Origin of the sequence: Ruegeria sp. ANG10, assembly GCF_040705255.1 — a bacterium.
Taxonomy (GTDB): domain Bacteria; phylum Pseudomonadota; class Alphaproteobacteria; order Rhodobacterales; family Rhodobacteraceae; genus Ruegeria.
Genome location: NZ_JBFCVU010000002.1, coordinates 41881 through 68587, shown reverse-complemented (window position 1 = coordinate 68587; position 26707 = coordinate 41881). Strand labels below are relative to the sequence as shown.

Annotated in this window: 27 protein-coding genes and 1 tRNA gene; 16 read left to right on the top strand and 12 right to left on the bottom strand. The window is 55.9% G+C overall.

Going from position 1 to position 26707, the window contains the following annotated elements:
• Positions 1-259 precede the first annotated feature (259 nt).
• The 3 genes from AB1A64_RS04390 to AB1A64_RS04380 are packed head-to-tail and all read right to left on the bottom strand — an operon-like array spanning position 260 to position 2312.
• Positions 260-1417, bottom strand: coding sequence for an HD domain-containing protein (locus tag AB1A64_RS04390; protein WP_366550311.1), 1158 nt, complete (start codon positions 1415-1417; stop codon positions 260-262).
• A complete protein-coding gene (locus tag AB1A64_RS04385; protein ID WP_058281238.1) occupies positions 1414-1659 on the bottom strand; it encodes a hypothetical protein in 246 nt (81 codons plus the stop codon). The genes AB1A64_RS04390 and AB1A64_RS04385 overlap by 4 nt, the downstream gene beginning before the upstream one ends.
• Positions 1659-2312, bottom strand: coding sequence for an alpha/beta hydrolase (locus AB1A64_RS04380; protein WP_170348754.1), 654 nt, complete (start codon positions 2310-2312; stop codon positions 1659-1661). Before AB1A64_RS04380 ends, AB1A64_RS04385 begins: the two co-directional genes overlap by 1 nt.
• A 177-nt stretch (positions 2313-2489) precedes the next feature.
• On the opposite strand from AB1A64_RS04380, the gene AB1A64_RS04375 reads away from it, so the two are divergent.
• From AB1A64_RS04375 to AB1A64_RS04330, 10 genes are all read left to right on the top strand, one after another.
• The gene (locus AB1A64_RS04375) at positions 2490-2948 is read left to right on the top strand and encodes an Rrf2 family transcriptional regulator (RefSeq protein WP_366550310.1); all 459 of its coding nucleotides are present in this window, start codon (positions 2490-2492) and stop codon (positions 2946-2948) included.
• A 60-nt stretch (positions 2949-3008) separates the two neighbouring features.
• A complete protein-coding gene (locus AB1A64_RS04370; protein ID WP_366550309.1) occupies positions 3009-4052 on the top strand; it encodes a cysteine desulfurase family protein in 1044 nt (347 codons plus the stop codon).
• A gap of 18 nt (positions 4053-4070) precedes the next feature.
• Entirely contained in the window at positions 4071-5591 is a 1521-nt protein-coding gene (gene sufB / locus AB1A64_RS04365) for a Fe-S cluster assembly protein SufB (RefSeq protein WP_366550308.1), read from the top strand.
• A gap of 43 nt (positions 5592-5634) precedes the next feature.
• Entirely contained in the window at positions 5635-6408 is a 774-nt protein-coding gene (locus AB1A64_RS04360) for an FkbM family methyltransferase (protein ID WP_366550307.1), read from the top strand.
• 69 nt (positions 6409-6477) lie between these two features.
• Positions 6478-7233 (top strand): Fe-S cluster assembly ATPase SufC, encoded by a 756-nt coding sequence (sufC, locus tag AB1A64_RS04355; protein ID WP_366550306.1) that lies wholly within the window; start codon positions 6478-6480, stop codon positions 7231-7233.
• Positions 7233-8516 carry a Fe-S cluster assembly protein SufD gene (gene sufD, locus AB1A64_RS04350; RefSeq protein ID WP_366550305.1) on the top strand — a complete coding sequence of 428 codons (1284 nt, stop codon included), beginning with the start codon at positions 7233-7235 and terminating at the stop codon, positions 8514-8516. Before sufC ends, sufD begins: the two co-directional genes overlap by 1 nt.
• The gene (locus AB1A64_RS04345) at positions 8516-9001 is read left to right on the top strand and encodes a YIP1 family protein (RefSeq protein ID WP_170348747.1); all 486 of its coding nucleotides are present in this window, start codon (positions 8516-8518) and stop codon (positions 8999-9001) included. Before sufD ends, AB1A64_RS04345 begins: the two co-directional genes overlap by 1 nt.
• On the top strand, positions 8998-9564 hold the full coding sequence (locus tag AB1A64_RS04340; protein ID WP_366550304.1) for a YIP1 family protein: 567 nt from the start codon (positions 8998-9000) through the stop codon (positions 9562-9564). Before AB1A64_RS04345 ends, AB1A64_RS04340 begins: the two co-directional genes overlap by 4 nt.
• Positions 9565-9577: 13 nt before the next feature.
• The gene (locus AB1A64_RS04335; protein ID WP_170358520.1) at positions 9578-10798 is read left to right on the top strand and encodes a cysteine desulfurase; all 1221 of its coding nucleotides are present in this window, start codon (positions 9578-9580) and stop codon (positions 10796-10798) included.
• 66 nt (positions 10799-10864) lie between these two features.
• A tRNA-Arg gene (locus AB1A64_RS04330) sits at positions 10865-10941 on the top strand.
• A 226-nt stretch (positions 10942-11167) separates the two neighbouring features.
• On the opposite strand, the gene AB1A64_RS04325 is transcribed toward AB1A64_RS04330, so the two are convergent.
• Positions 11168-11737, bottom strand: coding sequence for a DUF882 domain-containing protein (locus AB1A64_RS04325; RefSeq protein WP_170348744.1), 570 nt, complete (start codon positions 11735-11737; stop codon positions 11168-11170).
• Positions 11738-12091: 354 nt separating this feature from the next.
• On the opposite strand from AB1A64_RS04325, the gene AB1A64_RS04320 reads away from it, so the two are divergent.
• The 4 genes from AB1A64_RS04320 to AB1A64_RS04305 are packed head-to-tail and all read left to right on the top strand — an operon-like array spanning position 12092 to position 16331.
• Positions 12092-13696: a L,D-transpeptidase family protein gene (locus tag AB1A64_RS04320; RefSeq protein ID WP_366550303.1), complete on the top strand. Its 1605-nt coding sequence runs from the start codon at positions 12092-12094 to the stop codon at positions 13694-13696.
• A 35-nt stretch (positions 13697-13731) separates the two neighbouring features.
• Entirely contained in the window at positions 13732-14823 is a 1092-nt protein-coding gene (gene lpxD / locus AB1A64_RS04315) for a UDP-3-O-(3-hydroxymyristoyl)glucosamine N-acyltransferase (RefSeq protein WP_366550302.1), read from the top strand.
• A gap of 32 nt (positions 14824-14855) precedes the next feature.
• On the top strand, positions 14856-15113 hold the full coding sequence (locus AB1A64_RS04310; protein WP_170348740.1) for an acyl carrier protein: 258 nt from the start codon (positions 14856-14858) through the stop codon (positions 15111-15113).
• Between the two features lie 9 nt (positions 15114-15122).
• Positions 15123-16331, top strand: coding sequence for a beta-ketoacyl-[acyl-carrier-protein] synthase family protein (locus tag AB1A64_RS04305; RefSeq protein WP_366550301.1), 1209 nt, complete (start codon positions 15123-15125; stop codon positions 16329-16331).
• 55 nt (positions 16332-16386) lie between these two features.
• Here AB1A64_RS04305 and AB1A64_RS04300 read toward each other — a convergent pair whose 3' ends face one another.
• Positions 16387-16983 (bottom strand): invasion associated locus B family protein, encoded by a 597-nt coding sequence (locus AB1A64_RS04300; RefSeq protein ID WP_366550300.1) that lies wholly within the window; start codon positions 16981-16983, stop codon positions 16387-16389.
• A gap of 438 nt (positions 16984-17421) precedes the next feature.
• Between AB1A64_RS04300 and AB1A64_RS04295 the strand changes: the two genes are divergently transcribed.
• The gene (locus tag AB1A64_RS04295) at positions 17422-18963 is read left to right on the top strand and encodes a helicase HerA-like domain-containing protein (RefSeq protein WP_366550299.1); all 1542 of its coding nucleotides are present in this window, start codon (positions 17422-17424) and stop codon (positions 18961-18963) included.
• A 46-nt stretch (positions 18964-19009) separates the two neighbouring features.
• On the opposite strand, the gene AB1A64_RS04290 is transcribed toward AB1A64_RS04295, so the two are convergent.
• From AB1A64_RS04290 to AB1A64_RS04275, 4 genes are all read right to left on the bottom strand, one after another.
• Entirely contained in the window at positions 19010-19261 is a 252-nt protein-coding gene (locus AB1A64_RS04290) for a hypothetical protein (RefSeq protein ID WP_366550298.1), read from the bottom strand.
• A gap of 187 nt (positions 19262-19448) precedes the next feature.
• Positions 19449-20762 (bottom strand): branched-chain amino acid ABC transporter permease, encoded by a 1314-nt coding sequence (locus AB1A64_RS04285; protein ID WP_366550297.1) that lies wholly within the window; start codon positions 20760-20762, stop codon positions 19449-19451.
• Complete coding sequence (locus tag AB1A64_RS04280) at positions 20759-21769, bottom strand: branched-chain amino acid ABC transporter permease (RefSeq protein WP_366550296.1); 1011 nt, start codon at positions 21767-21769, stop codon at positions 20759-20761. The genes AB1A64_RS04285 and AB1A64_RS04280 overlap by 4 nt, the downstream gene beginning before the upstream one ends.
• A gap of 206 nt (positions 21770-21975) precedes the next feature.
• The gene (locus tag AB1A64_RS04275; protein ID WP_366550295.1) at positions 21976-22353 is read right to left on the bottom strand and encodes a hypothetical protein; all 378 of its coding nucleotides are present in this window, start codon (positions 22351-22353) and stop codon (positions 21976-21978) included.
• A 422-nt stretch (positions 22354-22775) separates the two neighbouring features.
• Here AB1A64_RS04275 and AB1A64_RS04270 point away from each other — a divergent pair, with 422 nt between their 5' ends.
• Positions 22776-23129, top strand: coding sequence for a hypothetical protein (locus tag AB1A64_RS04270; RefSeq protein WP_366550294.1), 354 nt, complete (start codon positions 22776-22778; stop codon positions 23127-23129).
• Between the two features lie 634 nt (positions 23130-23763).
• Here the strand turns inward: AB1A64_RS04270 and AB1A64_RS04265 are convergent.
• The 3 genes from AB1A64_RS04265 to AB1A64_RS04255 all read right to left on the bottom strand — a co-directional run bounded on the left by AB1A64_RS04265 (position 23764) and on the right by AB1A64_RS04255 (position 26679).
• Complete coding sequence (locus AB1A64_RS04265) at positions 23764-24606, bottom strand: ABC transporter ATP-binding protein (protein ID WP_366550293.1); 843 nt, start codon at positions 24604-24606, stop codon at positions 23764-23766.
• Positions 24603-25391 (bottom strand): ABC transporter ATP-binding protein, encoded by a 789-nt coding sequence (locus AB1A64_RS04260; RefSeq protein WP_366550292.1) that lies wholly within the window; start codon positions 25389-25391, stop codon positions 24603-24605. Before AB1A64_RS04260 ends, AB1A64_RS04265 begins: the two co-directional genes overlap by 4 nt.
• Before the next feature lie 106 nt (positions 25392-25497).
• Positions 25498-26679 carry an ABC transporter substrate-binding protein gene (locus AB1A64_RS04255; RefSeq protein WP_366550291.1) on the bottom strand — a complete coding sequence of 394 codons (1182 nt, stop codon included), beginning with the start codon at positions 26677-26679 and terminating at the stop codon, positions 25498-25500.
• Between the last annotated feature and the right edge of the window lie 28 nt (positions 26680-26707).

Genomic DNA, 26707 nt, shown 5'->3' with positions numbered 1-26707 from the left:
CTGACTATTTTTTGACCATAGGTCATGTTAAAAACGCGTTGTTTTTTAACGTTTTTTGTTTTTTGGGTTAAGACGCATGACGAAATTTGCAGGGATAATAGTATTTGTTTCGGCTTTGATCGTGGCGCTTGGGTGGCTTGCTGGCGGGGGGTCCGTCGACAAAAACGCGGCCAAGTTTGTTGAACGGTTAGATAGTTTTCAGGTTTGAGCGCCTGCCGAAACAGGGGAAAAAGAGGCCATTGTGCCTCTTTTCCTTTTTCTAAGTCGTGGCCGTGGCGGCGAAATAGGCGTCTAGCTGGGGTTGCAGCCACGCCCACAAGTCGGGTGCGCCGCGTTTGACCGGAGTGCCGACACGGGTTTCGATCTGCGCATAAGTGACGTCATAATCCACCCATGACCCGCCGCCTGTTGCAAGGTTTCCGACCGGCGCCTGAAAACGGTCAACCGCCTTGGCAAACTGGGCATCGGGGCTGTCGGCTGCCTCAAACTCACGCCACAGAGACAGAAAGGCCGCCTTTTGATCATTGGGCAGCATTCCAAACAGGCGCTGTGCTGCGGCTTGCTCTTCGGCTTCTTGGGCCGCGTGGTCGACCTGACCATGAATGGGGTTATCCCCGGCGTCGATCTCAACAACATCATGCAGCAATAGCATTTGTAAGATGCGGTCAATGGAAACGTCGGGGGCCGCGTATTCGGACAAAATCCACGCGTACAGCATGATGTGCCATGAATGCTCGGCTGAATTCTCGAACCGCTCACCGCTGAGCAGGCGCGAGGCCCGGTAGACGGATTTCAGTTGGTCGCTTTCGGCAAGAAATCCAAGGCGAGCTGAAAATGGGGTCTCTCTTGGGGTATCTCCGTTCAGCAGGCTTTGCGCTGCGGTATAGGCGTCTGGAAATTCGGTCTTTAGATAGGCGGCGCGCCCTCCGTTTAGGTTGTCCTGAACAATAGCTTTGTGATCCGCCCGCGGGGCCGCGGCGCAGAGGACCTGAAACATCGGCTGGCAGCGATCAAGGGATTTCGCGAATCTGGCGTCTTGGGTCTGATCGGCTTCAAACTCCTGCCACAGTGCCAAACAGGCATCGGCTTGATCTGCAGGCAAAAGACCGAACAAGTCAGACGCAGCGGCTTGCTCGGCCCGTTCGACGGCTTGCCAATCGGTTTGCAGGTGGATCGGGTGATCGCCAACGATGATCTCGACCAGATCGTGCAGCAACAGCATGCGGATGACCCGATCAATGCTGACGCCTTCATCAGCCAAGGGTTGCATAACCAGCGCCCAAAGCGCGAGTTGCCAGCTATGTTCAGCTGCATTTTCAGCGCGGGACTGATCCAGAAGAAAATTGGCGCGATCAACCGATTTCAGGCTGTCCACGCGTTTGAGAAAATCGATTTGCGCGGACAGTCTGCTATTCATTGTTTTTCGATCGCTTTCAGTTTGGAGCGGTGTTCCGAGAGCCTCTGGATTACGAACTTGCGGGCTTTACGCTCTGCCAGCCGCACGCGAATTTCCGTCAGAAAGGCTTCCTCCAAAGTTTGCGAGGACGCCCCCAGTTCTTCGCCCACCTCAACAAAGAAGCGGTCGTCGCCGGTTTCATCCATCACTTTCATCGTGTCCTCGGCCAGCTTGGCGGCAAGGGTGGTGATGGTGTCGGACATCAGCGTGTGTTCTCAGTTAGGCGGCGTTTCACATAGTCGCTGACATCGGTCATCAGCGTATCCATGTGACGATCCTGGAAGAAGTGATCGGCGCCATCAACCTCGTTATGAGTGATGGTTATTCCCTTTTGTTCGTGCAGTTTGTTCACCAGCGAGGTGGTGTCTGCTGGCGGTGCTACGCGGTCGGCTGATCCGTTGATGATCAGGCCCGAAGACGGGCAGGGCGCCAGGAACGAAAAGTCGTACATGTTTGCCGGTGGCGATACACTGATAAAGCCTGTGATTTCCGGGCGGCGCATCAACAGCTGCATCCCGATCCATGCACCAAATGAGAAACCCGCAACCCAGCAGTGTTTCGAGTTGTTGTTCATCGACTGCAGGTAATCCAGCGCCGAGGCTGCATCGCTCAACTCTCCAACGCCCTGGTCGTATTCGCCCTGGCTGCGACCCACGCCACGGAAATTGAACCGCAAAACGGTAAAGCCCATGTTGTAGAACGCATAGTGCAGGTTGTAGACCACCTTGTTGTTCATGGTCCCGCCAAATTGAGGATGCGGATGAAGCACGATGGCGATCGGTGCGTCTTTTTCCTTTTGCGGGTGGTAGCGGCCTTCCAGGCGGCCTTCGGGTCCGGGAAAAATCACCTCGGGCATGTGTGCTTTGGTCCTGTCTTTTTCTTCTTGGTGCCGGGATATACTTGACGGTTATCGTCGGGCACCTTAGAACGGTTCTAATAATTTTGCATTGCGCAAGGCGCTGCCCGTCGGAGATACGCACTGGCAGCGGCGGCGTCAATGTTTTCGCGCGGTATCGACCAAAAGGGGACGAGAATGAAGCTTTCGACCAAGGGTCGCTACGCGATGGTTGCGATGGCCGATATCGCCCTGCAACCGACAGATATGCTTGTAACGCTGAGTGAGATTTCGGAGCGGCAGGACATCTCACTGCCGTATCTTGAGCAATTGTTCGTGAAATTACGTCGGGCCGATCTGGTCTCATCGGTGCGCGGACCGGGGGGCGGGTATCGGTTGTCGCGGTCGCCTTCGGAAATTCGCGTGGTCGAGATTCTGTCGGCGGTGGACGAAACGGTGGATGCGCTGCAAAAAGGCGCAGGGGCGTCGGGCGCGTCATCAGGAAGCCGGGCGCAATCGCTAAGCAACCGTTTGTGGGAAGGGCTAAGCGCCCATGTTTATGTTTTTCTGCATCAAACCCGACTGTCGGACGTGATCAGGAATGATCTGGCCCCGTGCCCTGCGGTGCCGAGCCTGTTCGCTGTGGTGGACGAGTAAGGTTATGCACTTGGTCTATGAAAACGCGATACCACTTCGCATTCGTGAAAAGGTGACTCCATGAGTCGTGTTTACCTGGATCATAATGCCACGACACCTTTGCGCCCCGAGGCTCGAGAGGCGATGATCGCGGCGATGGAGGTTTGCGGCAACCCGTCTTCGGTGCATGCCGAAGGACGTGCCGCCAAAGCCCTGATCGAGAAGGCGCGGGCGCAAATCGCGGCGGCCTTTGGTGCGGATGGGGCGGATATCGTGTTCACGTCAGGTTCCACCGAGGGGGCGGCGCTGACGTTACGCGGGCGTGGCCTGCATGGATCTGCTGTTGAGCATGACGCGGTAAGGTCCTGGATTACAGAAGATTTGGTGACGGACGCCTCTGGCCGCGTTCAGGTCTCTGATCCTGCTCAATCGACTTTGCAGTTGGCGAATTCGGAAACTGGTATCGTGCAGGCTCTGCCTGCGGGGCTTGCCGTAACCGATGCGACGCAGGCTTTTGGAAAGCTGCCCGTGGCGTTCAACTGGCTGGGTGCCCAGATGGCGCTGATCTCGGCGCATAAACTGGGTGGGCCCAAGGGTGTTGGCGCTGTTGTGATGAAACGCGGCACGGATTTGCCTGCCCAAATCCAAGGCGGCGGTCAGGAAATGGGGCGCCGGTCAGGAACCGAAAATGTCATTGGAATCGCGGGCTTCGGGGCTGCAGCAGAAGCCGCTGCACAGGATCTTGCCAATGGGGTTTGGGACCGGGTCAAAGAAATTAGAAATATTCTAGAAAATGCCCTTGAGGCCAGTTCTAAATTGACTATTTTTGTCGGGAAGGATCAGGATCGCCTGCCTAACACGCTGTGTTTTGCCACCCCAAGATGGAAAGGCGAAACGCAGGTCATGCAAATGGACCTGGCGGGGTTTGCCATTAGCGCGGGTTCTGCCTGTTCCAGTGGCAAGGTGCGCGCCAGCGCGGTCCTCACGGCAATGGGGTATGATGAGGTCACGGCAGCCAGCGCAATACGCGTTTCGCTGGGACCTTTTACGACGAAAGAAGATGTGCTGCGTTTCGCCGAAATGTGGCTTGAAAAAGAGAAAAAGCATCGCGCGCGTGCCGCGTGATCTGACGGAGTGAAGGAAATGGCCGCTTTGGACCAGACCCAGGTAAAAGAAGGTGTCGATCAGGAAACCGTGGACGCGGTGCGTGAGGCTGGCACTTATAAATACGGCTGGGATACCGATATCGAGATGGAGTACGCGCCCAAAGGTGTGAACCCGGATATCGTCCGTCTGATTTCAGAGAAAAACGAAGAGCCCGAATGGATGACCGAATGGCGTCTGTCGGCCTTTGAACGCTGGACCAAGATGGAAGAGCCGACTTGGGCGATGGTACATTACCCGCCGATCGACTTTCAGGACCAGTATTACTATGCCCGTCCCAAGTCGATGGAAGAAAAGCCAAAATCGCTGGACGAGGTCGACCCCAAACTGCTGGCCACCTATGAAAAGCTGGGCATTCCGCTTAAAGAACAGATGATTTTGGCCGGCGTCGAGGGCGCTGAGAATGCGCCTGCCGAGGGCCGTAAGGTCGCTGTGGACGCGGTATTTGACTCGGTCTCTGTAGGTACGACCTTCAAGGATGAACTTGCCAAGGTCGGTGTGATCTTCTGTTCGATCTCTGAAGCGATCAAGGATCACCCTGAACTGGTCAAGAAATACTTGGGCACCGTGGTTCCGGTGTCGGACAACTTCTATGCCACGCTGAACTCGGCCGTGTTCTCGGACGGTTCGTTCGTCTATATCCCGCCGGGTGTTCGCTGCCCGATGGAGCTGAGCACCTATTTCCGCATTAACGCCGAAAACACTGGTCAGTTCGAACGCACGCTGATCATCGCCGATAAGGGATCATATGTGTCCTATCTGGAAGGCTGCACCGCGCCCCAGCGTGATACCGCGCAGTTGCATGCCGCTGTGGTTGAGATCATCGTCGAAGAAGATGCTGAAGTTAAATACTCGACCGTTCAGAATTGGTTCCCCGGTGATGAAAACGGCAAGGGCGGTATCTATAACTTTGTGACCAAGCGGGCGGATTGCCGGGGCGACCGGTCCAAGGTGATGTGGACTCAGGTCGAAACCGGCTCGGCCGTAACCTGGAAATACCCGTCCTGCATCCTGCGTGGCAATGAAAGCCAGGGTGAGTTCTATTCGATCGCAATTGCCAACAATTATCAGCAGGCCGACACCGGCACCAAGATGATTCACCTGGGCAAGAACACAAAGTCGCGCATCGTGTCCAAGGGCATCAGCGCGGGCAAGGCGCAGAACACCTATCGCGGGCTGGTTTCGATGCACCCCAAGGCGAAGGACAGCCGGAACTATACGCAGTGTGACAGCCTGCTAATCGGTGACAAATGCGGCGCTCATACGGTTCCGTACATCGAGGTCAAGAACAACTCGAGCCGTGTGGAACACGAGGCGACCACGTCCAAGGTGGACGACGATCAGCTGTTTTACTGCCGCCAGCGCGGTATGGACGAGGAAGAAGCCGTGGCCTTGGTCGTCAACGGGTTCTGCAAGGACGTGCTGCAGGCGTTGCCGATGGAGTTCGCCATGGAAGCGCAGCAGCTTGTTGCGATCTCATTGGAGGGCTCGGTCGGTTGACCGGTCGAGCTTGACTATCGGCAACTCTAAAAGGTCATTCCTTGTGGAAACAGCTGCAGATTTCAAAAGATGGGTTAGAAGCTCCAGACGCTCTGGCGTTTTTAGAGCTACAGCGGGGCAGGTGGTTCGGGCTCGGGTTCATGACCGAACAGTCTTTTTTTCCGTGATCAATCCAAAAGATACGATACAAAAATGTCACTTTGGGGGTGCGTTCTACGAAGTCGAAGAGCTTGGGATGATTTCAGAACACTTCCCTGTTGGCGGCAGTTTTTTGGATATCGGCGCAAATGTGGGGAACCACAGCCTGTACTTGGCGCTGTTCCTTCACGCGTCTCTAGTAGTTCCTGTTGAACCCAATCCTGTGGCTGCCGAGATTTTGGTTAGCAACCTCCACTTGAATGGGATGGAAAGTAAGGTTGATTTCAACTGGGTTGGGTACGGTGTTTCGAACGAGGCACGCTCGGACCTTGGTGTGTCGTGGAACGCCAGGAATTTGGGTGGGGGTAAACTGATTGAGCAACAAGGGTCTATTCCCGTTGTCCCGGCTGCAGAATTGGTTAAAGACCGCTCATTCGACTTTATAAAGATTGACGTCGAGGGTATGGAAATCGCCGTTCTGGAAAGTCTTTTACCCAGTTTGGGACAAAATCGCCCTGTGATTTTTGTCGAAGTGGATGACAAGAATGCCACCGAATTCCACGAACTGATCGCGACCAATGGTTATGAGGTGGTCGACCAGTTCAGGCGCTACCGCGTTAACGAAAACTTCCTGATCAAACCCAGCGAGGGACCGGCAGAGGTCGCTAAGTCTGCATAGCCATCAGGTAGAAACCAAAATTCAAACAAGGCGGCAGGCAATCAAACTGGCGCGAAAAGAGGAAAAATCATGCTGGAAATCAAGAACCTGCACGTACAGCTTGAAGACGAAGACAAGCAAATCCTCAAGGGTGTGGACCTGACGGTCGAGCCTGGCAAGGTACACGCGATCATGGGGCCGAACGGTTCGGGAAAATCGACGCTCAGCTATGTGCTGTCAGGACGTGACGGCTATGAAGTCACCGAAGGTACGGCGACGTTGGAAGGCGAAGACCTGCTGGACATGGAGCCAGAAGAGCGTGCTGCCGCTGGTGTTTTTCTGGCGTTTCAGTATCCGGTCGAAATTCCGGGCGTTGGCAATATGACCTTCCTGCGTACTGCTGTGAATGCACAACGCAAAGCGCGCGGAGAAGAGGAGTTGTCAGCGGCAGATTTCCTTAAAGAAGTGCGCGCCAAGGCCAAGACGCTGAAAATCGATGCCGATATGCTCAAGCGTCCGGTCAATGTTGGTTTCTCAGGCGGTGAGAAAAAGCGTAACGAAATCCTGCAGATGGCCATGCTGGAACCCAAGATGTGCATCATGGACGAAACCGACTCGGGTCTCGACGTGGATGCGATGAAGCTGGTGTCCCAAGGGGTGAACGCGCTGCGCGACGAAGGTCGGAGCTTTCTGGTCATCACCCACTATCAGCGGTTGCTGGATCACATCAAACCGGATGTCGTACACATCATGGCCGACGGTCGTATCGTGAAGACCGGCGGACCCGAGCTGGCGTTGGAAGTTGAACATAACGGCTATGCCGACATTCTGGCCGAGGTGAACTGATGGCTTTGCCGCAAGAGAAACTAACCGCAACCGAGGAGCGGCTGGCATCCCTGGCCATGCCCGAGATGTGTGGTTGTACCCGTGCCGCACGCGAGGATGCACTTGCGCGTGTGCGCGAAATGGGTCTGCCTGGTCGTCGCGATGAGTACTGGAAGTACACACGCCCCGACACGCTGATCTCGGCTCAAGCACCGCGGGCCGAGGTTTTCGACGCGGGTGAGCCCATGATTTTTGAAGACATGGACAACTTGAAAATTGTCTTCGTCGACGGAGTATTCAGCCCCGAGGAATCCGATGATCTGACACTTGAAGGTGTGACGATCGACCGGATCGAGGATATCTGCGGCAAGGACATTCACTGGGCCAAAGAGCTGTATGGCGCGTTAGAGAGCCGTGGCCAGACCCCGGTGCCGCGTCCGCTGGCTGCGTTGAACACAGCCTTTGCCAAAGATGGCGTTGCCATCCATGTGACAGGCAAACCGTCCAAGCCGATCTGCCTGATGTATCGCCATGCCTCGGAAACATCGGACGCGATGCTGCATCACGTGATCCGTGTCGAACCCGATGCCGAAGTAACTGTGCTTGAGGTTGGTCCGGCCGCGTCGCGCTTTAACAAGGTGATGGAGATCGACATCGCCGACAATGGGACGCTGCATCATGTGCGCGCGCAAGGTCGCGATCATGAACGTCGGGCAATGACTCATATGTTCGCCCGTCTGGGAACGGAATCGACCTATAAGTCATTTACCTTGACCGCAAACGGCGTTCTGACCCGCAATGAGCAGGTCGTGGAACTGACCGGAGATGATGCGGTTGCCCATGTGGCAGGTGCGTGTGTCGGAGACGGTGATTTTCACCATGACGACACAGTGTTTATCACCCATGACGCGGTGAACTGCGAAAGCCGTCAGGTGTTCAAGAAGGTTCTGCGCAACGGTGCGACCGGCGTCTTCCAGGGCAAGATCCTTGTGAAAGAAGGTGCGCAGAAAACCGATGGCTATCAGATCAGTCAGTCCCTTCTGCTAGACGATGACAGCCAGTTCCTCGCCAAGCCCGAGCTTGAGATCTATGCCGATGATGTGGCCTGTTCACACGGCTCGACCTCGGGCGCGATTGATGAGACGGCTCTGTTCTACCTGCGCTCGCGCGGTGTTCCGGTCAAGGATGCCACCAACATGCTGACACTGGCTTTTCTGGCCGAAGCGGTGGACGAGATCGAAGACAGCGAAGTCGCTGAAAAGATCGTGAACCGTTTGGAAGATTGGCTGGCGCGCCGCAGCTGATGCCAGTCACATCGGATATCGTAGCCACTTACCGGGGGCCGGGGCGCGTCGTGCGTCGGCTTCTGGATTTGGGGCAGAGGGAAGACAGGGCCTTGGTCTTTGTCATGGGGTTTTGCGTGGTGGCTTTCATCGCACAGCTTCCCGGCCTCGCGCGGCGGGCGCATTTGGAAGGGCTTGAGCTGAACGCGCTGATGGCCGCGGCTTTGCTAGGGACTGTTTTCATACTGCCGTTGCTGTTTTACCTTCTTGCGTTCGTATCATACGGGGCCGCTCGTTTGGTTGGCGGTCGCGGTACGGCTTATGGTGCCCGTCTGGCTTTGTTTTGGGCCTTACTGTCGTCGACACCATTGGTGTTGTTGAACGGTCTGGTGGCCGGTCTCATCGGGCCAGGACCTGCGTTAACCCTGGTAGGGGCAGCCTGGTTTGGCGTGTTTATCTGGTTCTGGCTGGCGGGCTTGAGACAAACACAAAGGCAGGCGGAATGAATTTCTCGACCCTAGGTAACATTGCGGTCTTGACGCTGGTCAACCCGGCTGAAGCGGCCCGGCATCTGTTGTCCTTTCGCGCCGGGCGCGAAGTTTTGTGGCTGGCGTTTTGTTTGGCCGTTGTTCTGAATGGGCTGGTGCAGTTCGGGATCGAACATCTGGTTCCTTCGCCGGAAGGCCTGAATGTTCCTACACCCGAACCGATTTTCATGAGCCTTATCCGCTCGGCCGCCCTAATGATGTTCAGCATTGCAGCGTTCCTGTTCGTCGGGCGTTTGCTGGGCGGGCGTGCGTCATTCGACGAGATCATGACGCTGACGGTCTGGTTACAGTTCCTGCAAAGCGCGGCGATGTTCGTAACGCTTGTGCTGGCCATCTTCGTTCCGGTTTTGATGGTGCTGTTTTTGTTCGCCACAGCGTTGGTGAGCCTTTACGTCACGCTGCATTTCCTCAATGAAGCGCATAAGTTCGGAACGCTTTGGAAATCCTTTGGGGTCATAGTGCTGTCTGCGTTGATCGCAGCCCCCTTTGTCCTCGCCTTAACACCCAGCGGCCCGGTATAGGGATATGAAGACCATGTATGACGTAGAAAAAATCCGTGCGGACTTTCCGATTCTGTCGCGTGAGGTAAACGGCAAACCGCTGACTTATTTGGACAATGGTGCCTCTGCGCAGAAACCTCAGGTCGTGATCGACGCGGTGACCCGCGCCTATGCCGAAGAATACGCGAATGTGCATCGTGGCCTGCATTACCTGTCCAACCTCGCGACCGAAAAATACGAATCCGTCCGCGGCACCATCGCTCGGTTCCTAGGGGCAGCGGATGAAAATGAAATCGTCCTGAACTCGGGCACGACCGAAGGGATCAACCTTGTGGCCTATGGCTGGGCGATGCCGCGCCTTCAGGCCGGGGACGAGATTGTCCTTAGCGTTATGGAGCATCACGCCAACATCGTTCCCTGGCATTTCCTGCGCGAACGGCAGGGAGTTGTTCTGAAGTGGGTCGATATCGATGCGGATGGCGGGCTGGACCCGCAGGCCGTGATCGATGCAATCGGTCCCAAGACCAAGCTGGTCGCGGTCACGCAATGCTCGAACGTGCTGGGAACGGTGGTGGATGTTAAAGCCATTACCGAAGGTGCGCATGCCAAAGGCGTTCCGGTGCTGGTCGACGGCAGCCAGGGTGCCGTGCATATGCCGGTCAATGTGTCGGATATCGGCTGCGACTTTTATGCGATCACCGGGCACAAGCTGTATGGCCCGTCCGGTTCGGGCGCGATCTATATCAAATCCGAACGCATGGCCGAGATGCGCCCCTTTATCGGTGGCGGCGACATGATCAAAGAGGTCAGCAAAGATCAGGTGATCTATAATGACCCGCCAATGAAGTTCGAAGCCGGTACTCCCGGTATCGTTCAGACGATCGGTTTGGGCGTGGCGCTGGATTATATGATGGATCTGGGGATGGAGAACATTGCCGCCCACGAAGGCGCGCTTCGCGACTATGCGATGCAGCGGTTGACTGGGTTGAACTGGCTACAGGTACAAGGCACACGTCCCGACAAGGCCGCTATTTTCAGCTTTACGCTGGACGGGGCAGGGCATGCACATGACGTGTCGACGATCCTCGACAAAAAAGGCGTAGCCGTGCGGGCCGGTCATCATTGCGCTGGTCCACTGATGGATTTCTTCGGTGTGACCGCCACCTGCCGCGCCAGCTTTGGTCTGTACAACACCAAGGATGAGGTCGACACGCTGGTCGATGCCCTTGAACTGGCGCATGATTTGTTTGCCTAAAAGCTGGCCGATCCGGGTGGATTTTCAGTTGCACCCGGATCGGAACAAGGATAGCTAACGGCCAAGGCACCTGTAGCTCAGCTGGATAGAGCGCTGCCCTCCGAAGGCAGAGGCCAGAGGTTCGAATCCTCTCAGGTGCGCCATACCATCTCGCATTAGCAGTTATTCTGAGTGTCTTATATTGGAGAGTGCGTCCTTTATTTGACGCTATGATGACTGGTTCTGATACGGTCCGGTAAGCGAAAATATCTGGTCGATGGAACGCAGTCCATCGAGGTTGAGCTGTCCTATTCACAAGGAATAATTCTAGGCTACTTAAAAACAAAGAGCGCCCAGAGGCGCTCGTTGTTTTTTAAGATTTTGGAAGTCTTAGCCGCCCCAGCTGCGGACCTCACCGCAGTCCATATGGACGAAATTCGAGCGAGAGTACTTACCCACTCCTCCAGCGCGGCAGGACATTGCAGCCTTGGCCATTTGCGACACTGAACGCGACGACAGGCGCAGGTCAGCCGCTTGGCCTTTCATGTGCAACGAGTTCTTGGCAACCCGACGGGAGCGGGACCGAAGCATTGCGTTGGTTTGCGGAGAACGATAGCCGGACAGCAGCATATAGGGCTCATTTACGTCCAGAAGGTTATGCGATGCAGCCATGATGTCGATCGTGCGCAGATCCATGTCTTTGCTCTGATCGGTCCGCCAGTCACGCATGAAGTGGTTCACTTCTTTGACAGCGTCCTTGATGTATTTTCCGTCGACCCAATATATCATATCAATCCGTTCGCCGGTGCGACCGGAATACATACGAATACGGCGGATATCGCCGCCGCCTCGAAGGAAACCTGCTGCATTGGAATAGGTCGGTGCTGCCACAACTGCCGTAGCTGCAAATGCGCCCAGAAGGGCACGCCGGGTCAAGCCCGATGTACTGCTCATCGTCATTTCAGTTTCGTCCCGTACTGTTCCTGCCTGCACACGATGTTACGCGCGCGATATTAATTTTTTCCCATCCCAGATGCGGGATTTATGACACAGTCGGTTTTGTCCGCCAAGAAGTCTTTCGGATTCATCAATTCAAGGGGGAATTTTCGGCAGTTTTTTGCGCAGGTGATGCGAATATGTATAATATTGAGACATTTGGCGGCGCATTTCCGCTGGGCGATGCAAAGACGCATCACGCACCGAAAGATGCGCCAGGTTGATACGTTTGTGAATAGACAACGCGCCCAAGGCGTAACCATATTTGATCCGCGCGCATTTCTGCTGCGTAAATTAATGAATAATCAAGGCCATCCAATGTTCTCAGGTATTCGGACCCGTTCTGGTATTTTTTTCACCGCATGTTTTCTGGCTTCGGCTTCCGTAGTGAATGCAGACACCCGGCCAGCGACGGCGTTTCAGATGGCTGTCGCCGAATTTGCGCCCTCGGGGTCAGGAATCGCCGAGTTTTATCGTGAGAATGGCTTTGCCCCGGTCTGGGTTGGCGAAACGCCGCTACACTCGGCGCGCCGCGCACGTTTGATCCAGGCTTTGTCTTCGACCGATATGCATGGATTGCCGCAGGGTTCGGACAGCGTCCAATCCCTTGTGGAACAGATGCAGCAGGCGCGTACGACGCGCGATCTGGGTGCTGTTGAGATCAGTCTGAGCCGTGCCTTCGCTGAATATGCGCGCAATCTTCAGTCGGGTGCGCTGCGCCCATCCCAGATTGATGATGGGTTGGTGCGCAAGGTTCAAAGGACATCGACAAAGGAACACTTGCAGGGGCTGATCGCAGGGGAAAATGGCTCGTATTTCGACCAATTGGCCCCGCAAACAACCCAGTACCGGGCGTTGATGAAGCAGAAACTGGTGTTGCAGGACCTCATCCATCAAGGTGGTTGGGGCGCGACAGTTCCTGTCGCCAAGTTGGAATATGGCGACGCCGGGCCCAATGTAATAAAACTGCGGAACCGTTTGGTTTCCATGGGATATCTGCGTCCGACGGCCAGCCCGGATTTCGATGGGGCTTTGTTGGGTGCCGTGCAGGCATTCCAGACAGATCATGGTCTTGCGCCGGATGGTGTAGCCGGTCAAGGTACGATTTCTGAGCTGAACCGCAGTGCCTCAGACCGTCTAAAGGCTGTCTATGTCGCGTTGGAGCGTGAGCGCTGGTTGCCGCGCGAACGGGGTGAGCGGCACATTTTGGTGAATCAGGCTGATTTCTCGGCCAAGATCGTGGATGACGGTTTGGTCACGTTCGAAACGCGCGCGGTGATCGGCAAGAATACACATGACCGCCGCAGCCCCGAGTTCTCGGACGAGATGGAGCATATGGTCATCAACCCCAGCTGGTATGTGCCGCGCTCGATCATCACCAAGGAATACCTACCCCAACTGCAATCAAACCCCAACGCCGTTGGTCATATCCAGATCACCGACCGCAGCGGTCGGCAGGTCAATCGTGGGGCGGTGGATTTCACTCAATTCAACGCGCGGAACTTCCCATTTGCGATGCGCCAGCCACCCAGCAAAAGCAACGCGCTGGGGCTGGTGAAGTTCATGTTCCCCAACAAGTACAACATCTATCTGCATGATACGCCTCAGAAAAGTCTGTTTTCCCGTGAGGTGCGCGCGTTCTCGCATGGATGTATCCGCTTGGCAGATCCGTTTGATTTCGCCTATGCGCTGTTGGCCAAGCAGGAAGAAAACCCTAAGGCTTTTTTCCAGCGTGTTCTGGCTACGGGTAAGGAAACCACGGTGCAATTGGAACAGCATGTTCCGGTTCACCTGATCTATCGCACGGCTTATATCGGCCCCAAGGGTCAGGTTCAGTATCGCCGGGATGTCTATGACCGTGATCGGAAAATCTGGGAGGCCTTGCAGAAAGCAGGGGTGGCCCTGCCGGACGTTCAGGGGTAATCAGCAGGGCAGATCCTTAAATTAGGAAGCCCGATATGCACTACACCATCCAGCAAATCGCCGACTCCCTCGGAGCTGAAAGCCAGGGCGATACAGATCTGATCGTCGAACGGGCCGCTGAGCCGGGCGATGCGGTGGCATCTGATCTGGCGATGGCGATGTCTCCGAAATATGCCGAAGCGCTGAGCAACGGGTCGGCGCGGGCCGCCGTTTTGTGGGAGGGCGCTGATTGGCAATCGCTGGGGCTGGAAGCCGCCATATTTGTGCCCCGTCCGCGCATGGCAATGGCCGGGATCACTGCAATGCTGGATCGCGGGCAGGGCGTCGAGCCTGGTATTCACCCTTCGGCCGTCATCGACCCAACCGCAGAGATCGCAGAAGATGCGGCCATTGGCCCCTTGGCCGTTATCGGCGCGCGGGTTTGTATCGGTAAAGGCGCGGTTATCGGGCCGCATTGCGTGATCGGGATGGACGCGGTGCTGGGCGAAAACGCCGTGCTGCGCGAGATGGTCAGCATCGGGGCACGGGCGCAGATTGGAGATCGTTTCATTGCCCAACCCGGCGCACGTATTGGGGGCGACGGGTTCAGCTTTGTTACGCCTGAGGTCTCGGATGTTGAAAACGTCCGCAAAACCATGGGCGACAAGGGCGATGCGCGGGCGCAAAGCTGGCTGCGTATTCACTCACTGGGCGCAGTTGAGATCGGAGATGACGTTGAGGTCGGTGCCAATTGCACAGTCGACAATGGAACAATCCGGAATACCTGCATTGGTGACGGGTCAAAACTGGATAACCTAGTGCATGTAGGCCACAACACCCGTGTAGGGCAGGATTGTCTGCTGTGCGGTCAGACCGGCGTGTCCGGCTCGGTCGAGATCGGCAATAATGTGGTTTTGGGCGGTCAATCCGGCGTGGTCGACAATATCTTTATCGGCAATGGCGTGATAGCAGGGGGTGGCACCAAAATCCTGTCCAATGTTCCTGCGGGTCGGGTCATCATGGGATATCCTGGGATCAAAATGGAAACCCATACTGACATTTATAAAGCGCAACGTCGCTTGCCCCGCATGGCACGTGACGTCGAGGCGTTGAAAAAGGCTGTTTTCAAACAGCCCCCGAGCGATTAAATCATCCGCAACGGGATAATCAGAGGACCGACATGAGCATCACCGACCGCGTCATCGCAATCATTGCTGAGCAGGCCGTGCTGGAGCCTTCGGACGTCACGCCCGAAAGTACGCTTGAGGATCTGGGTATCGACAGCCTGGGCCTGGTCGAGAGCATTTTCGCCATCGAGGAAGAGTTCGATATCTCGGTCCCATTCAACGCGAATGAACCACAAGCCAGCGATTTCGACATCTCAAACGTGGCAGCGATCATTGCCGGGATCGAAAAGCTTGTGTCGGAAAAGGTCTGACCTGAAATTATGAAACGCGTTGTCATTTCCGGGGCCGGGACGATCAATTCGTTGGGTCATTCCGTCCCTGATACGCTTGAGGCTATGCGCGAAGGGCGTTGTGGTATCTCGCAACTGGAATTCCGCGATGTTGAACGGCTTTCGATCAAAATCGGCGGCCAAGTGCGCGGGTTCGAGGCCGAAGGGCGGTTTAATCGCCAACAGATGAGCCTTTACGATCGCTTCACGCAATTCACGCTGATAGCCGCGAAAGAGGCAATTGACCAATCCGGGATCGAGTTTCACGGCGATCTGGCGGCCCGATCCGGTGTCGTTCTGGGCACCGCCGGCGGTGGCGTGTCTACCTGGGACGACAATTACCGTTCGGTCTATGAAGACGGTAAGAACCGGGTTCACCCGTTTGTGGTGCCGAAACTGATGAACAACGCGGCGGCCAGCCATGTTTCTATGGAACATAACCTGAAGGGACCAAGTTTTACGGTTTCTACCGCTTGCGCCTCATCCAATCACGCGATGGCATTGGCGTTTCAGATGGTCCGCAGCGGCGCCGCACCTGCAATGATCACGGGTGGATCAGAATCCATGTTGTGTTTCGGCGGTGTCAAAGCCTGGGAAGGTCTGCGCGTGATGTCCAAGGACGCTTGCCGTCCGTTCAGCGCCAATCGCAATGGAATGGTGCAGGGCGAAGGCGCTGGGGTTTTTGTCTTTGAAGAATACGAACATGCGCGCGCACGAGGGGCCGATATCCTGTGTGAGGTTGTCGGCTTTGCCATGTCCTCGGATGCGTCTGACATCGTGATGCCCAGCAAACAGGGTGCGGCACGGGCTATGTCCGGTGCGCTGACCGATGCGCGCCTGAATGCGGATCAGGTCGGGTATATCAATGCGCATGGGACAGGCACTGCGGCGAATGACAAAACCGAATGCGCGGCAGTGGCCGGTGTGTTCGGGCCGCATGCGGACGACCTGATGATATCGTCCACGAAATCCATGCACGGGCATTTGATTGGTGGTACAGGCGCGGTCGAGTTGCTGGCATGCATCATGGCGTTGCGCGACGGGGTGATCGCCCCAACCATCGGTTATGAAGAACCAGATCCCGAATGCGCATTGGACGTGGTGCCAAACGAGGCACGAGATGCGAAGGTCGATGTTGCGCTTAGTAATGCTTTTGCCTTTGGCGGGTTGAACGCAGTTTTGGCTCTGAAACGGGTCTGAAGCTCAGGAAAATACCGCCGCTGAATGACTCCAACGGCGATATTCGTTTGATCGATTACCTCCGGAAGGGAACCAGTATTTCGAACCCTTTGGTGAAACCAGCCAAAGAAATTTCGGCTTGCTGCAACTGCTGAGGCGCAACGACTGAAACCCATGAAAGGGTCGCGGTCGTTCCGGCCTTCATGGCATCGATATCATTCTGGGCAAAGCCAAGCTGAGCCACGCATCCGACCGGGTTGCAGTGATGATAGTTATAGCGTTTACCCGGTGCGCCGTCGATCGACATGGCAATTTGTGCCTGCAGCGTTGTCTCCAATGGAACGGTAACACTGGCGGCACCTACGGCAGTTACACCTTCCGGCAGTTTCTCGATGGTAATCTCGGCGATCGGCTGGCCTTCCGGTCCTGACAGGATCTGTCGCAGCAGGCAGGGATCATCGCCGTTCTCCAATTTCAGACAGGTCAGGTTCCAATCGCCAAATTCTTCTTTGACGTATTGTTCGCCAACCCGGGGGCCAGTTTCGCCCAGGTCAAGCTCGGACCCGGCTTCTGTCTGCGGCACTTCGTTTTCGGGTTGTGACTCTTGTGCGTAAACTGCGCCTGTGCAAAGCGCAGCGGCCACAAGGCTGAGAGATAGAGTGTTCTTGATCATGAATGCCTCGGCAATGTGATTGAGCTTTTTGACCCATCTATCATCCTTGGATCATCGTGTCAGGCACTAAGCTGCACAAATGGGTGACCGTAGTCAGGTTTTTGCCGTTTTCCGGCGCCTGAAACCTGCATGTAACAAATAAGAAAGGGAGCCGGTGGAGCGGCTCCCTTTCATAAAATTTTCTCCCCGTCGGACTGGCCGACTTAGTTATGCGCAGACGTTACGAAAGGCGGTCGCATGCGTCAACTGAAAACCTGAAATTTTAATGGAAGAACCAGCATTGCTTTAAAAAAACCGCGCCCGAGGGCGCGGTCAGTCGACAGGGAGGAAATTTGCCGCCCCCCACCTCTGACAGCAAGGGCAGCAAAATGACTATCGCAGTCAAAGGTTAACTTTGTATGCTGGGCCCAGATCGGTGGAAATTAAGGCCTTACCTACATGGACAAAAACATTTTTCTGGGCGGCGCGGGTGAAGACTATGGCCAGCCTCAAAACCTGACCCTTAAATATGCCAACCGGCACGGGCTGATCGCAGGGGCGACGGGCACCGGCAAAACGGTAACATTGCAAATCCTGGCCGAGGGGTTTTCGGCCGCGGGCGTCCCGGTGTTTCTTTCCGATGTCAAAGGCGACTTGTCCGGGTTGGCAATGGCGGGCAGTGAAAGTCACAAGCTGCACCAGGCGTTTCATGATCGCGCGACGCGCATCGGCTTTCAGGACTATACCTATGCCGCATGCCCCGTGACATTCTGGGATCTGTTCGGCGCACAAGGCCATCCTGTTCGAACGACCGTTACAGAAATGGGGCCATTGCTGTTGTCTCGGCTCATGGACCTGAGCGAGGCGCAGGAAGGTATTCTGAACATTGCTTTCCGAGTGGCGGATGAAGAAGGGATGCCGCTGCTGGATCTCAAGGACCTGCAGGCCCTGCTTGTCTGGATCGGTGAGAACCGCGCACAGTTGTCGCTGCGCTATGGCAATGTCTCGACTGCTTCGATTGGGGCGATCCAGCGACGGTTGTTGGTGTTGGAAAACCAGGGCGGGACCAACTTGTTCGGAGAACCCGCGCTGGAATTGGCTGATTTGATGCGTACTGATGCAAACGGGCAGGGGATGGTGAACATCCTGGCCTCGGATAAGCTGATGGGGTCACCGCGTCTCTATGCGACTTTCCTGCTGTGGTTGTTGAGTGAACTGTTCGAGGAATTGCCCGAGGTTGGCGACCCCGACAAACCCAAACTGGTGTTCTTCTTTGATGAGGCCCATTTGTTGTTCGAAGATGCGCCCAAGGTTTTGGTCGACAAGGTAGAGCAGGTCGCACGGCTGATCCGATCCAAGGGTGTCGGCGTCTACTTCATTTCTCAAAACCCGGCGGATATTCCCGAAGATATTCTGGGCCAGCTCGGCAATCGGGTGCAGCACGCACTGCGGGCCTTTACCGCGCGGGATCGCAAGAACCTGCGTTTGGCGGCCGAAACCTATCGCGAAAACCCGACCTTTGATACCGAAACCGCAATCCGAGAGGTTGGCGTGGGTGAAGCGGTCACGTCGATGCTGCAGAAGAAGGGCGTGCCAGGTATTGTTGAACGGACGCTGATCCGACCACCAGGAACACAACTTGGCCCGATCACCGCGTCCGAGCGTCAGGCGGTCATGACGGCGTCACCGATGCAGGCCAAATATGGCACATTGAAGGATCGGAAATCGGCCTTTGAAATCCTACAGGCACGCGCTGATCAGGCTGCGCAGGCGGCCGCAAAAGCCGAAGAACAAGAAGAAACACAATCTGTCGCCGAACGCGAGTTTGCCACGGCCAGGCGCTATTCCGGTGGCCGGGTCGGGCGATCTTCCTCTCGCGTTACGCGGCAGAAAGATACCTTTGCTACAGCAATGAGCGAGGCCGTCATCAAAGAGCTAAAAGGAACAACCGGGCGCCGCATTGTTCGTGGAATTCTGGGCGGATTGTTCAAGGCCAGGTAGAAGCATTGCGCCGCGCAGTAAATTTTACCGCGCGGCGCGGATCCGATTATTTCAGGCGACGCTGACCTTCTTGCCGGCAATAGCCGTCGGCTTCTGCCACCGACATTTTTGTAGCCGGGTAATCAATGGCGCGGTCCCAAGTGACGCGGTCATGACGGTAAAGCTGACAGGTCACTTCACCCTTGGCGGTTTGAACCTTAACGGGCTCAGTCTCCAAATCTTCGGGCGAAGGAATGCAAGCTGCCAGACTGACGATCATCGGCAACAGAAGGATTTTTGGGATAAACGAAGTTTTCATGTGTCGTCTTCTTACTCTCGAGAGGTGACCTGTAGTATCAGCGTCAACTGACTAATTAACCGTGAAGGCGATCTGGCGCAGGTCCGGAAACTGCCCAACGATAATTCGGTCTATTAAGGTTCGGTTCATGAATCAAGAAACCGCGCCGATTTTGAGGCGCGGTTCCGAATATTCCCCTGAAAGTGATCTATTTCTCGGGGATCAAGCCCCTTGGACTGAATCTGAGAACAATCAGCAGGATCAACCCCATGGTCAGCAGGCGCATATGCGCGGCGCTTTCGATCAGATGTGCCTTAAGTGCACTGCCATCAGGCAATCCAGCGGTGATCAGGTTCATCAGCCACAGCCCGATAGGTTCGACCTGAACCCACAGGAACCAGATCACGAATGCGCCCAGTACCGCACCGAAATTGTTACCCGATCCACCGACGATCACCATTACCCAGACCAAGAATGTAAACCGCAATGGCTGATACGCGCTGGGGGTCAGCTGACCGTCCAGCGTCGTCATCATGGCGCCTGCAATACCGCAGATGGCTGAGCCCAGCACAAAGATCTGCAAGTGGCGGCGGGTCACGTCCTTGCCCATCGCCTCGGCCGCGACCTCGTTGTCACGAATGGCGCGCATCATGCGGCCCCATGGGCTGTTCAGCGCTTTTTGCGCCATCCATAGCAGGACCAGCAGAACGATCAGGAACAGAAACGAATAGCCCAGCTTAACCGCCAGCGTCGAAGCCGTGACAGAATCCAGCCCCAACCACTCGGCGCGCGCGACAAAGCCAGGGTCATTCTGCAGCTCTACCTCATACCCAACAACCGGCGCAGGGCGCGGGATGCCGTAGACGTTCTTGACGCCCCGGGCCAACCAGTCCTCGTTTTTCAGTATTGCGATAATGATCTCGGCAATACCCAGCGTGGCGATGGCCAGATAGTCCGACCGCAAGCCCAGAGCGGTTTTGCCGATCAGCCACGCAGCGCCAGCCGCCAGCAAACCACCTGCGGGCCAGGCCAGCAGAACAGGCAGATTCAGACCGCCTAGGTTTCCCGCAACAGCCGGTTCAATGGCCTCGACCGCCGCGGTATTGGGATCGAGGACAGCACGGTAAACAAAGAAGCCGACGACCAGAATGGCAATGATCGACAAAGTCCGAACCCGCCCTTTAGGCATCTTCTGCGCGACCAGAACTGTGGCCACAACGGTTGCAGCGCCCAGCAGTAGGGCCAGCACAATACCAAAACCGCCGGCAGACCAAGCGCCAGGTGTTGTCGGGGTCGAGACCAGCACAACGGCAAGCCCGCCCAACGCAACAAAGCCCATGACCCCGACGTTGAACAAACCGGCGAACCCCCATTGCAGGTTTACCCCAAGCGCCATGATGGCCGAGATCAGCCCCATGTTCAGGATCAAAATCGCGGCGTTCCAGCTTTGCGTGAATCCAGTCAGTAGGATCAGGCCGCCGACAACAGCGAAAAGCAGCGTGTTTTTGACAGGCTCGGTCATACCGCTTTCCCCTTAAACAGACCCGTAGGTTTGAACAGAAGCACGATCAGCAGAATGACAAAACTGACGGCGAATTTGTAATCGGTGGACAGGAATTGCACCAATCCTGACGGGGCGAGGCTTTCCGGTGCCAGATAAGTCAGCACCTTTTTCCAGGCGTAAGTGATGGTGACCTCGGAAAAGGCGATTATGAACCCACCTGCGATAGCACCAACAGGGCTGCCCAGCCCGCCGACAATAGCAGAGGCAAAAATCGGCAGAAGCAATTGGAAATAAACGAAGGGCTTAAAGCTCTTATCCAGCCCGTACAGCACCCCGGCCGTGGTCGCTAGCGCCGCGACGATGATCCAAGTGATCATCACCACACGCTCGGGGTTGATGCCGGACAGTAGGGCCAGATCTTCGTTATCCGAATACGCACGCATCGACTTGCCGGTGCGGGTCTTGTTGAGGAACCAGAACAAAAGCACAACGGCGACAACTGCAACGATGACGGTAATGCCCTGAGATGTCTTGATTGCGAGCCCCTCATTCAGACCGGTCATGGCCTTGAATTCGCGTGCGGAGATCACAAAACGCTGACCGTCCGAAAACCTCTGATCGTTCGGGCCGATGATGAACCGCACCAGACCGTTCATGATGAACATCACGCCCATCGACACGATAACCAGAATGACTGGCTTGGCCTTTTGCTCTCGATAAAACCGATAGACCAGCCGGTCGGTGATCAGCACCAGAAAGATACAGCCCAATATGGCAAAGGGCAGGGCGAGCAGCGCAGTCGGCAGCGGACCAAAACTGATCCCGACGGCCTGCAGACCCCAGGTGACCAGAACGGCGATCATCGCGCCAAAGGCCATCGTGTCGCCGTGGGCAAAGTTGGAAAACCGCAGGATGCCGTAGATCAGCGTGACCCCCAACGCCCCCAGTGCCAGCTGGCTGCCATAAGCTATCGCAGGCACCAACACAAAATTCGCAAGCGCGACAAGCGCGTTCAGTATGTCCATCTCACCTTCTCATTCCGCCGGGTGCGGCCTTATGGCATACCCGCGCGCAAAGACACAATATTTCAACGGTTATGGACGGTCGGATTCCGAAGAAAAACTGCATATTCGCAGCGTTCCGTTCGGGCAATCAATGCGCGCCGGACAGGACCGTGCCCGTCAGACGCGCCGCTGGTTTAGCTTTGCTCTTCTTGGGGCAGCAAATTTGGTCAATTTTTGAGCGTACAGACGCCGCGTTCGTTTCGCTGTTGCCCGCCAGAGGCGCGAACTTCAAGGTGGCCGGTCTCTGAATTTACCGTGTATCCCACACTTCCGTAGCTTAGAATTTGTAGAAATTCCTGCGCGCCGAGGCTGGGGATCACAAGGACTTCATGTTCTTGACCCTCGGCCAAAAGCAAGCCTTTGGATTGCCCTTCGATCTGTTTCAGCGCGACCTGGCGGGCTGGTTCAAGCGGATTGCACCCACCGGGGTTGCAGGTTTCGGTAATCTGGCACTCGTAAACAAATTCACCTTGCGCGGGGGCTTGCGACACGGCCTGCGCGGTCGCAGGCAGAACGATGGCGGCAAGCGCAGCCAGATATTTCATAGTATGTCTCCTGAAGGGGGCAATCGCCCGAAATATTTGAGAATCCAATCAGGATTCCCGCTGTTCGCGCGTTCGTGATTAGGCGCGGATCGTGGCGGAAATTGAGCCGAGACGAGGCGGAATTCTGAACGGGCTGATTTTTCCATTCTGTGCGTGAAAGAAGTAACCAGCCGAGAACAAACCGTTTTATTGGAGGTTGTTAATCCAACCAGTGGCGCGAAGCCGCGAACGCCATTTTCTCGCCATAATTGGTCGCCTGAAAGCGCTCGTTTTAACCGTGTCAAAGAGCCGTTAGCACGTGAACACAGCACTTCACTGGGCATCAACTACAAGTGAGGGGAACCGTACAAAATATTGAAGTTATTTAATTAAATGTTGACCTTGCCTTGTGCTTAAGGGCGCTGACTAATGGGAGGTACATCATGAAAATCTATGCAGCAGTGATATTGAGCGCGGTTTTGCCAGCAATGGCGCAAGCCGCCACAAGCGACCCTCTGGACGGGGCGGATTTCGTCGTCAATTGCGTGTCGGACAATACTGGTGGCGCGGTGACTTTGGCGAGGTCCGGAGCCACGGATAAGGGATTTATCGTCACAGATGACATCCGCGGAGAAGCGACGATCATTGCCGGTCTGAACTCGCTGACCTTCCTTCACATCATGGACAAGGACGTCGTGACCTTTGTCGTGGATTTTGAGGACCTGAACTACGACATGTCGATCAAAGGCCCGCATGCCGCGCAGGATTTCGGGTCTTGTGGTGATCCGATTGGGTGATTGAGGTTGGATGTTTTGGGGGCGAAAGCAGGGCTGAAATTAGAGAGTCCTGTTTTCCTACCTCAGCAATTTAACCTTAAGTTAGCGATGCAAAAACAATGCGTCTAAACTTGGATATCCAACTTAAACGATTTTGGGAACAAGGACGAAATTGGAGAGCGCCACAAGGGTCTTTAGGAAGTCAACTATTCGGTGACCTCACAAGTTCCGAATTTAGTAAATGCCACGTTTCTTGCAAGTTTCAGATGGCTAGTCCAAATCGCATTATTACTCGGCATTATAGTAACATGCGAAGAGCCATATCCGTCGCCTGAAGACACTACTAGCCAAGGAGCATGTTCGTGCGCTTGATACTCCAGTGCGACGCCTACAGTCTGACTTCCATTTGGTCTTGTTATAACTACCGAACCGTCGTTCCCGGGCACTGAAATAGAAATACGCGAATTGCTCTTGCGGCAGTGCTGCCCTGACTGAAAAGGCTCCCTAACGATGCAATTCTCTACGAAACTGCATTGAATATTTTTCGCAGTTGGAAACTTGGGAGCGCTTGCCTTTTCTGCAAATGCAGAAGAACTCATAGCAATTGCCAATAAGAAGGTTGAATACGTTGCGAAAGAGAAGTGCTTTAACAACATCAACCTCCTAAGAAACTCTTCCGCACTTCCGGATCAGCCAGTAATTCCTTACCCGTGCCGCTATAAGCATTGCGCCCCTGAACCAGAACATACCCCTTATCTGCAATCTCCAGCGCTTGACGGGCATTCTGTTCAACCATCAGGATTGGCAGCCCGGTGCGCGAGACCTCGATGATCCGGTCAAACAGTTCATCCATCACGATGGGCGAAACACCGGCAGTGGGTTCGTCCAGCATCAGCACTTTGGGCTGGGTCATCAGCGCGCGGCCTACGGCGACCTGTTGACGTTGACCGCCCGACAGCTCTCCGGCTGCTTGATTGCGTTTGTCGCGGAGGATGGGGAAAAGGTCATAGACCTGCTCCATCGTCTGGCTGATATCGTCTCGGCGGATGAAGGCACCCATTTCTAGGTTCTCCTCAACCGTCATGGACGTGAAGATGTTCTGGGTTTGCGGCACAAACCCCATGCCCTTGATCACGCGGTCTTGGGGTGAGAGCTTGGTGATGTCCTCTCCGTCCAGCCGCACCGCGCCCGCGCGGACGTCCAGCATGCCGAACACGGCTTTCATTGCCGTGGACTTGCCCGCGCCATTGGGGCCGACGATCACCGCAATCTCACCCTTGTCCACGGCGATGGTGCAGTCGTGCAGAATGTCGGGACCCTTGCCATAGCCACCGGTCATGGTGTCACCGATCAGGAAGGGGCCGCCGCTGACCTTGTGGGTTTCCCCGCTGGTTGGATGTGCAGGGGTCATCGTGCCAATGCCTTTGGTATTGGCAATCGAGGCGTCCTTGTTGCCGTGATCGTCCTGATAGGGGTTGTCGCCCGTGCCAGCGGTCATGTCTGGGCCTCCAGCTTGTCTTTGTTCTTCAGGCCGGTGCCCAGATAAGCCTCGATCACGTGTTCGTTGGCCTTGATCTCGTCCAGAGTGCCCTCGGCCAGAACCTTGCCCTCGGCCATGCAGATGACCGGGTCGCAGATTTTGCCGATGAAATCCATGTCATGCTCGATGACGACAAAGGTATAGCCGCGTTCCTTGTTCAAGCGCAGGATGGTGTCGCCGATGGTCATCAGCAGGGTGCGGTTCACGCCTGCGCCAACCTCGTCCAGAAACACGATCTTGGCGTCGACCATCATGGTGCGGCCAAGCTCCAACAGTTTCTTTTGCCCGCCCGAAACCTGACCTGCCTTGTGATCGGCCAGGTGTTCGATGGTCAGGAACTCCAATACCTCGTCGGCCTTGGCGCGCAGGGCGCGTTCCTCGTCGGCGATGCGTTTGCGGCCAAACCAGGTGTTCCACAGCGATTCACCCGATTGCGCGCCGGGCACCATCATCAGGTTTTCGCGACAGGTCATCGATGAGAACTCATGCGCAATCTGGAAGGTGCGCAGTAGGCCTTTGTGGAACAGCTCATGCGGGGGCAGGCCGGTGATATCTTCACCATCCATCAAGACCTTGCCGCTGGTTGGCGGCAACACGCCCGCGATCACGTTGAACAGGGTGGTTTTGCCCGCACCGTTCGGTCCGATCAGGCCGGTGATTGAACCCTTTTGGATTTCCAGCGAAGCACCGTCCACCGCGTGGAACCCGCTAAAATGCTTATGCACGTCCTCAACGACGATCATGGTTTTCCCTTGCCTTTTCCCCGAAAACAGAGGTGCAGCCTTTTGTCACTGAAACAGCCCGGACACAAGGCCCGGGCTGTTCGGTTTTGGTCTGTCAGATGAGGATTTAACGGTAGTTAACCGTCTTCATCTCACCGTCGATGACTTCGATTTCACGGTATGCACCGGCGCTTTCACCGGGGCCGATCAGTTCAACGCCCGAGGCACCGACATAGTCGATCTCTTGGCCCGCTGCGAGCAGTTCCAAACCTTTGGCCAACTCACCTGGATAGATCTTTTCACCCGGTTCGTTGGCAACATCCATGATCTTGCCGCCATAGTCTGCCGGGTTGCTGGAACCTGCCGCCTGCATGGCCAGCAGGAACAGCGCGGCGGCGTCATAGGATTCAGGCACGAAGATGGACGAGCCGTCAAAGCCTTCGCCTTCGGCCATTGCAAAGAACGCATCCGCGGCTTCGCTTTTCGACCCTGGGGCCTGACCATAGGAACCATTCAGATCCGGACCGACGTTTTCAGGCAGTGAGTCACCGATCATGCCACCCGGCAGACCAAAGGTGTCGAACGCGCCGCTGTCCAGCGAGGACTGGATGATGCCCAGACCACCCTGGTCCAGATAGCCCGCAACGACCAGAATGTCGCCACCTGCAGACGCCAGCGCGCCAACTTCGGCCGAATAGTCGGCTTTGCCGTCTTCGTGCGCGGCTACGATGGTCACTTCACCGCCCAGCGCCTCGAACGAGGACTTGATCGCCTCTGACAGACCCTTGCCGTAGTCGTTGTTGGTATAGGTCAGCGCGATCGAGTTGACGCCACGCTCTTTCAGGATGTCGGCCATGATTTCACCTTCGCGCGCATCCGAAGGGGATGTGCGGAAGAACAGGCCGTTATCTTCCATCACCGACAGGCCAGGCGAAGTGGCCGACGGCGAGATCATGACCAAACCGTTTGGCACGGCGACGTTTTGCAGAATGGCACCGGTGACACCCGAGCAGTCGCCGCCGACAAGGCCGTTGATGCCTTCGGCAACCAGGCGTTCGGCGTTTGAGGTGGCCAGCGCGTTGTCAGCACAGCCCGTGTCGGCACGCACGGGGGTCACGGTGGATCCGTCCAACAGTTTGCCGGAATCCGAGACCTCTTTCATCGCCAACTCAGCGCCCGACGCCATCGCAGGCGACAGCGATTCAATCGGGCCGGTGAAGCCGAACATAATGCCCAGTTTAACGTCTTCGGCCATGGCGGTGCCGGCCAACAGTGCGGTTGCTGCAGTTGCAGTAAGCAGCTTTTTCATGTGGTTACTCCCAAATTGGAACGTGTTC

Bases quoted from the DNA above. Each gene is read 5' to 3' on its own strand.
- AB1A64_RS04390 (WP_366550311.1), bottom strand. From the start codon at position 1,417: ATGAATAGCAGACTGTCCGCGCAAATCGATTTTCTCAAACGCGTGGAC.
- AB1A64_RS04385 (WP_058281238.1), bottom strand. From the start codon at position 1,659: ATGTCCGACACCATCACCACCCTTGCCGCCAAGCTGGCCGAGGACACG.
- AB1A64_RS04380 (WP_170348754.1), bottom strand. From the start codon at position 2,312: ATGCCCGAGGTGATTTTTCCCGGACCCGAAGGCCGCCTGGAAGGCCGC.
- AB1A64_RS04375 (WP_366550310.1), top strand. From the start codon at position 2,490: ATGAAGCTTTCGACCAAGGGTCGCTACGCGATGGTTGCGATGGCCGAT.
- AB1A64_RS04370 (WP_366550309.1), top strand. From the start codon at position 3,009: ATGAGTCGTGTTTACCTGGATCATAATGCCACGACACCTTTGCGCCCC.
- sufB (WP_366550308.1), top strand. From the start codon at position 4,071: ATGGCCGCTTTGGACCAGACCCAGGTAAAAGAAGGTGTCGATCAGGAA.
- sufC (WP_366550306.1), top strand. From the start codon at position 6,478: ATGCTGGAAATCAAGAACCTGCACGTACAGCTTGAAGACGAAGACAAG.
- sufD (WP_366550305.1), top strand. From the start codon at position 7,233: ATGGCTTTGCCGCAAGAGAAACTAACCGCAACCGAGGAGCGGCTGGCA.
- AB1A64_RS04345 (WP_170348747.1), top strand. From the start codon at position 8,516: ATGCCAGTCACATCGGATATCGTAGCCACTTACCGGGGGCCGGGGCGC.
- AB1A64_RS04340 (WP_366550304.1), top strand. From the start codon at position 8,998: ATGAATTTCTCGACCCTAGGTAACATTGCGGTCTTGACGCTGGTCAAC.
- AB1A64_RS04335 (WP_170358520.1), top strand. From the start codon at position 9,578: ATGTATGACGTAGAAAAAATCCGTGCGGACTTTCCGATTCTGTCGCGT.
- AB1A64_RS04325 (WP_170348744.1), bottom strand. From the start codon at position 11,737: ATGACGATGAGCAGTACATCGGGCTTGACCCGGCGTGCCCTTCTGGGC.
- AB1A64_RS04320 (WP_366550303.1), top strand. From the start codon at position 12,092: ATGTTCTCAGGTATTCGGACCCGTTCTGGTATTTTTTTCACCGCATGT.
- lpxD (WP_366550302.1), top strand. From the start codon at position 13,732: ATGCACTACACCATCCAGCAAATCGCCGACTCCCTCGGAGCTGAAAGC.
- AB1A64_RS04310 (WP_170348740.1), top strand. From the start codon at position 14,856: ATGAGCATCACCGACCGCGTCATCGCAATCATTGCTGAGCAGGCCGTG.
- AB1A64_RS04305 (WP_366550301.1), top strand. From the start codon at position 15,123: ATGAAACGCGTTGTCATTTCCGGGGCCGGGACGATCAATTCGTTGGGT.
- AB1A64_RS04300 (WP_366550300.1), bottom strand. From the start codon at position 16,983: ATGATCAAGAACACTCTATCTCTCAGCCTTGTGGCCGCTGCGCTTTGC.
- AB1A64_RS04295 (WP_366550299.1), top strand. From the start codon at position 17,422: ATGGACAAAAACATTTTTCTGGGCGGCGCGGGTGAAGACTATGGCCAG.
- AB1A64_RS04290 (WP_366550298.1), bottom strand. From the start codon at position 19,261: ATGAAAACTTCGTTTATCCCAAAAATCCTTCTGTTGCCGATGATCGTC.
- AB1A64_RS04285 (WP_366550297.1), bottom strand. From the start codon at position 20,762: ATGACCGAGCCTGTCAAAAACACGCTGCTTTTCGCTGTTGTCGGCGGC.
- AB1A64_RS04280 (WP_366550296.1), bottom strand. From the start codon at position 21,769: ATGGACATACTGAACGCGCTTGTCGCGCTTGCGAATTTTGTGTTGGTG.
- AB1A64_RS04275 (WP_366550295.1), bottom strand. From the start codon at position 22,353: ATGAAATATCTGGCTGCGCTTGCCGCCATCGTTCTGCCTGCGACCGCG.
- AB1A64_RS04270 (WP_366550294.1), top strand. From the start codon at position 22,776: ATGAAAATCTATGCAGCAGTGATATTGAGCGCGGTTTTGCCAGCAATG.
- AB1A64_RS04265 (WP_366550293.1), bottom strand. From the start codon at position 24,606: ATGACCGCTGGCACGGGCGACAACCCCTATCAGGACGATCACGGCAAC.
- AB1A64_RS04260 (WP_366550292.1), bottom strand. From the start codon at position 25,391: ATGATCGTCGTTGAGGACGTGCATAAGCATTTTAGCGGGTTCCACGCG.
- AB1A64_RS04255 (WP_366550291.1), bottom strand. From the start codon at position 26,679: ATGAAAAAGCTGCTTACTGCAACTGCAGCAACCGCACTGTTGGCCGGC.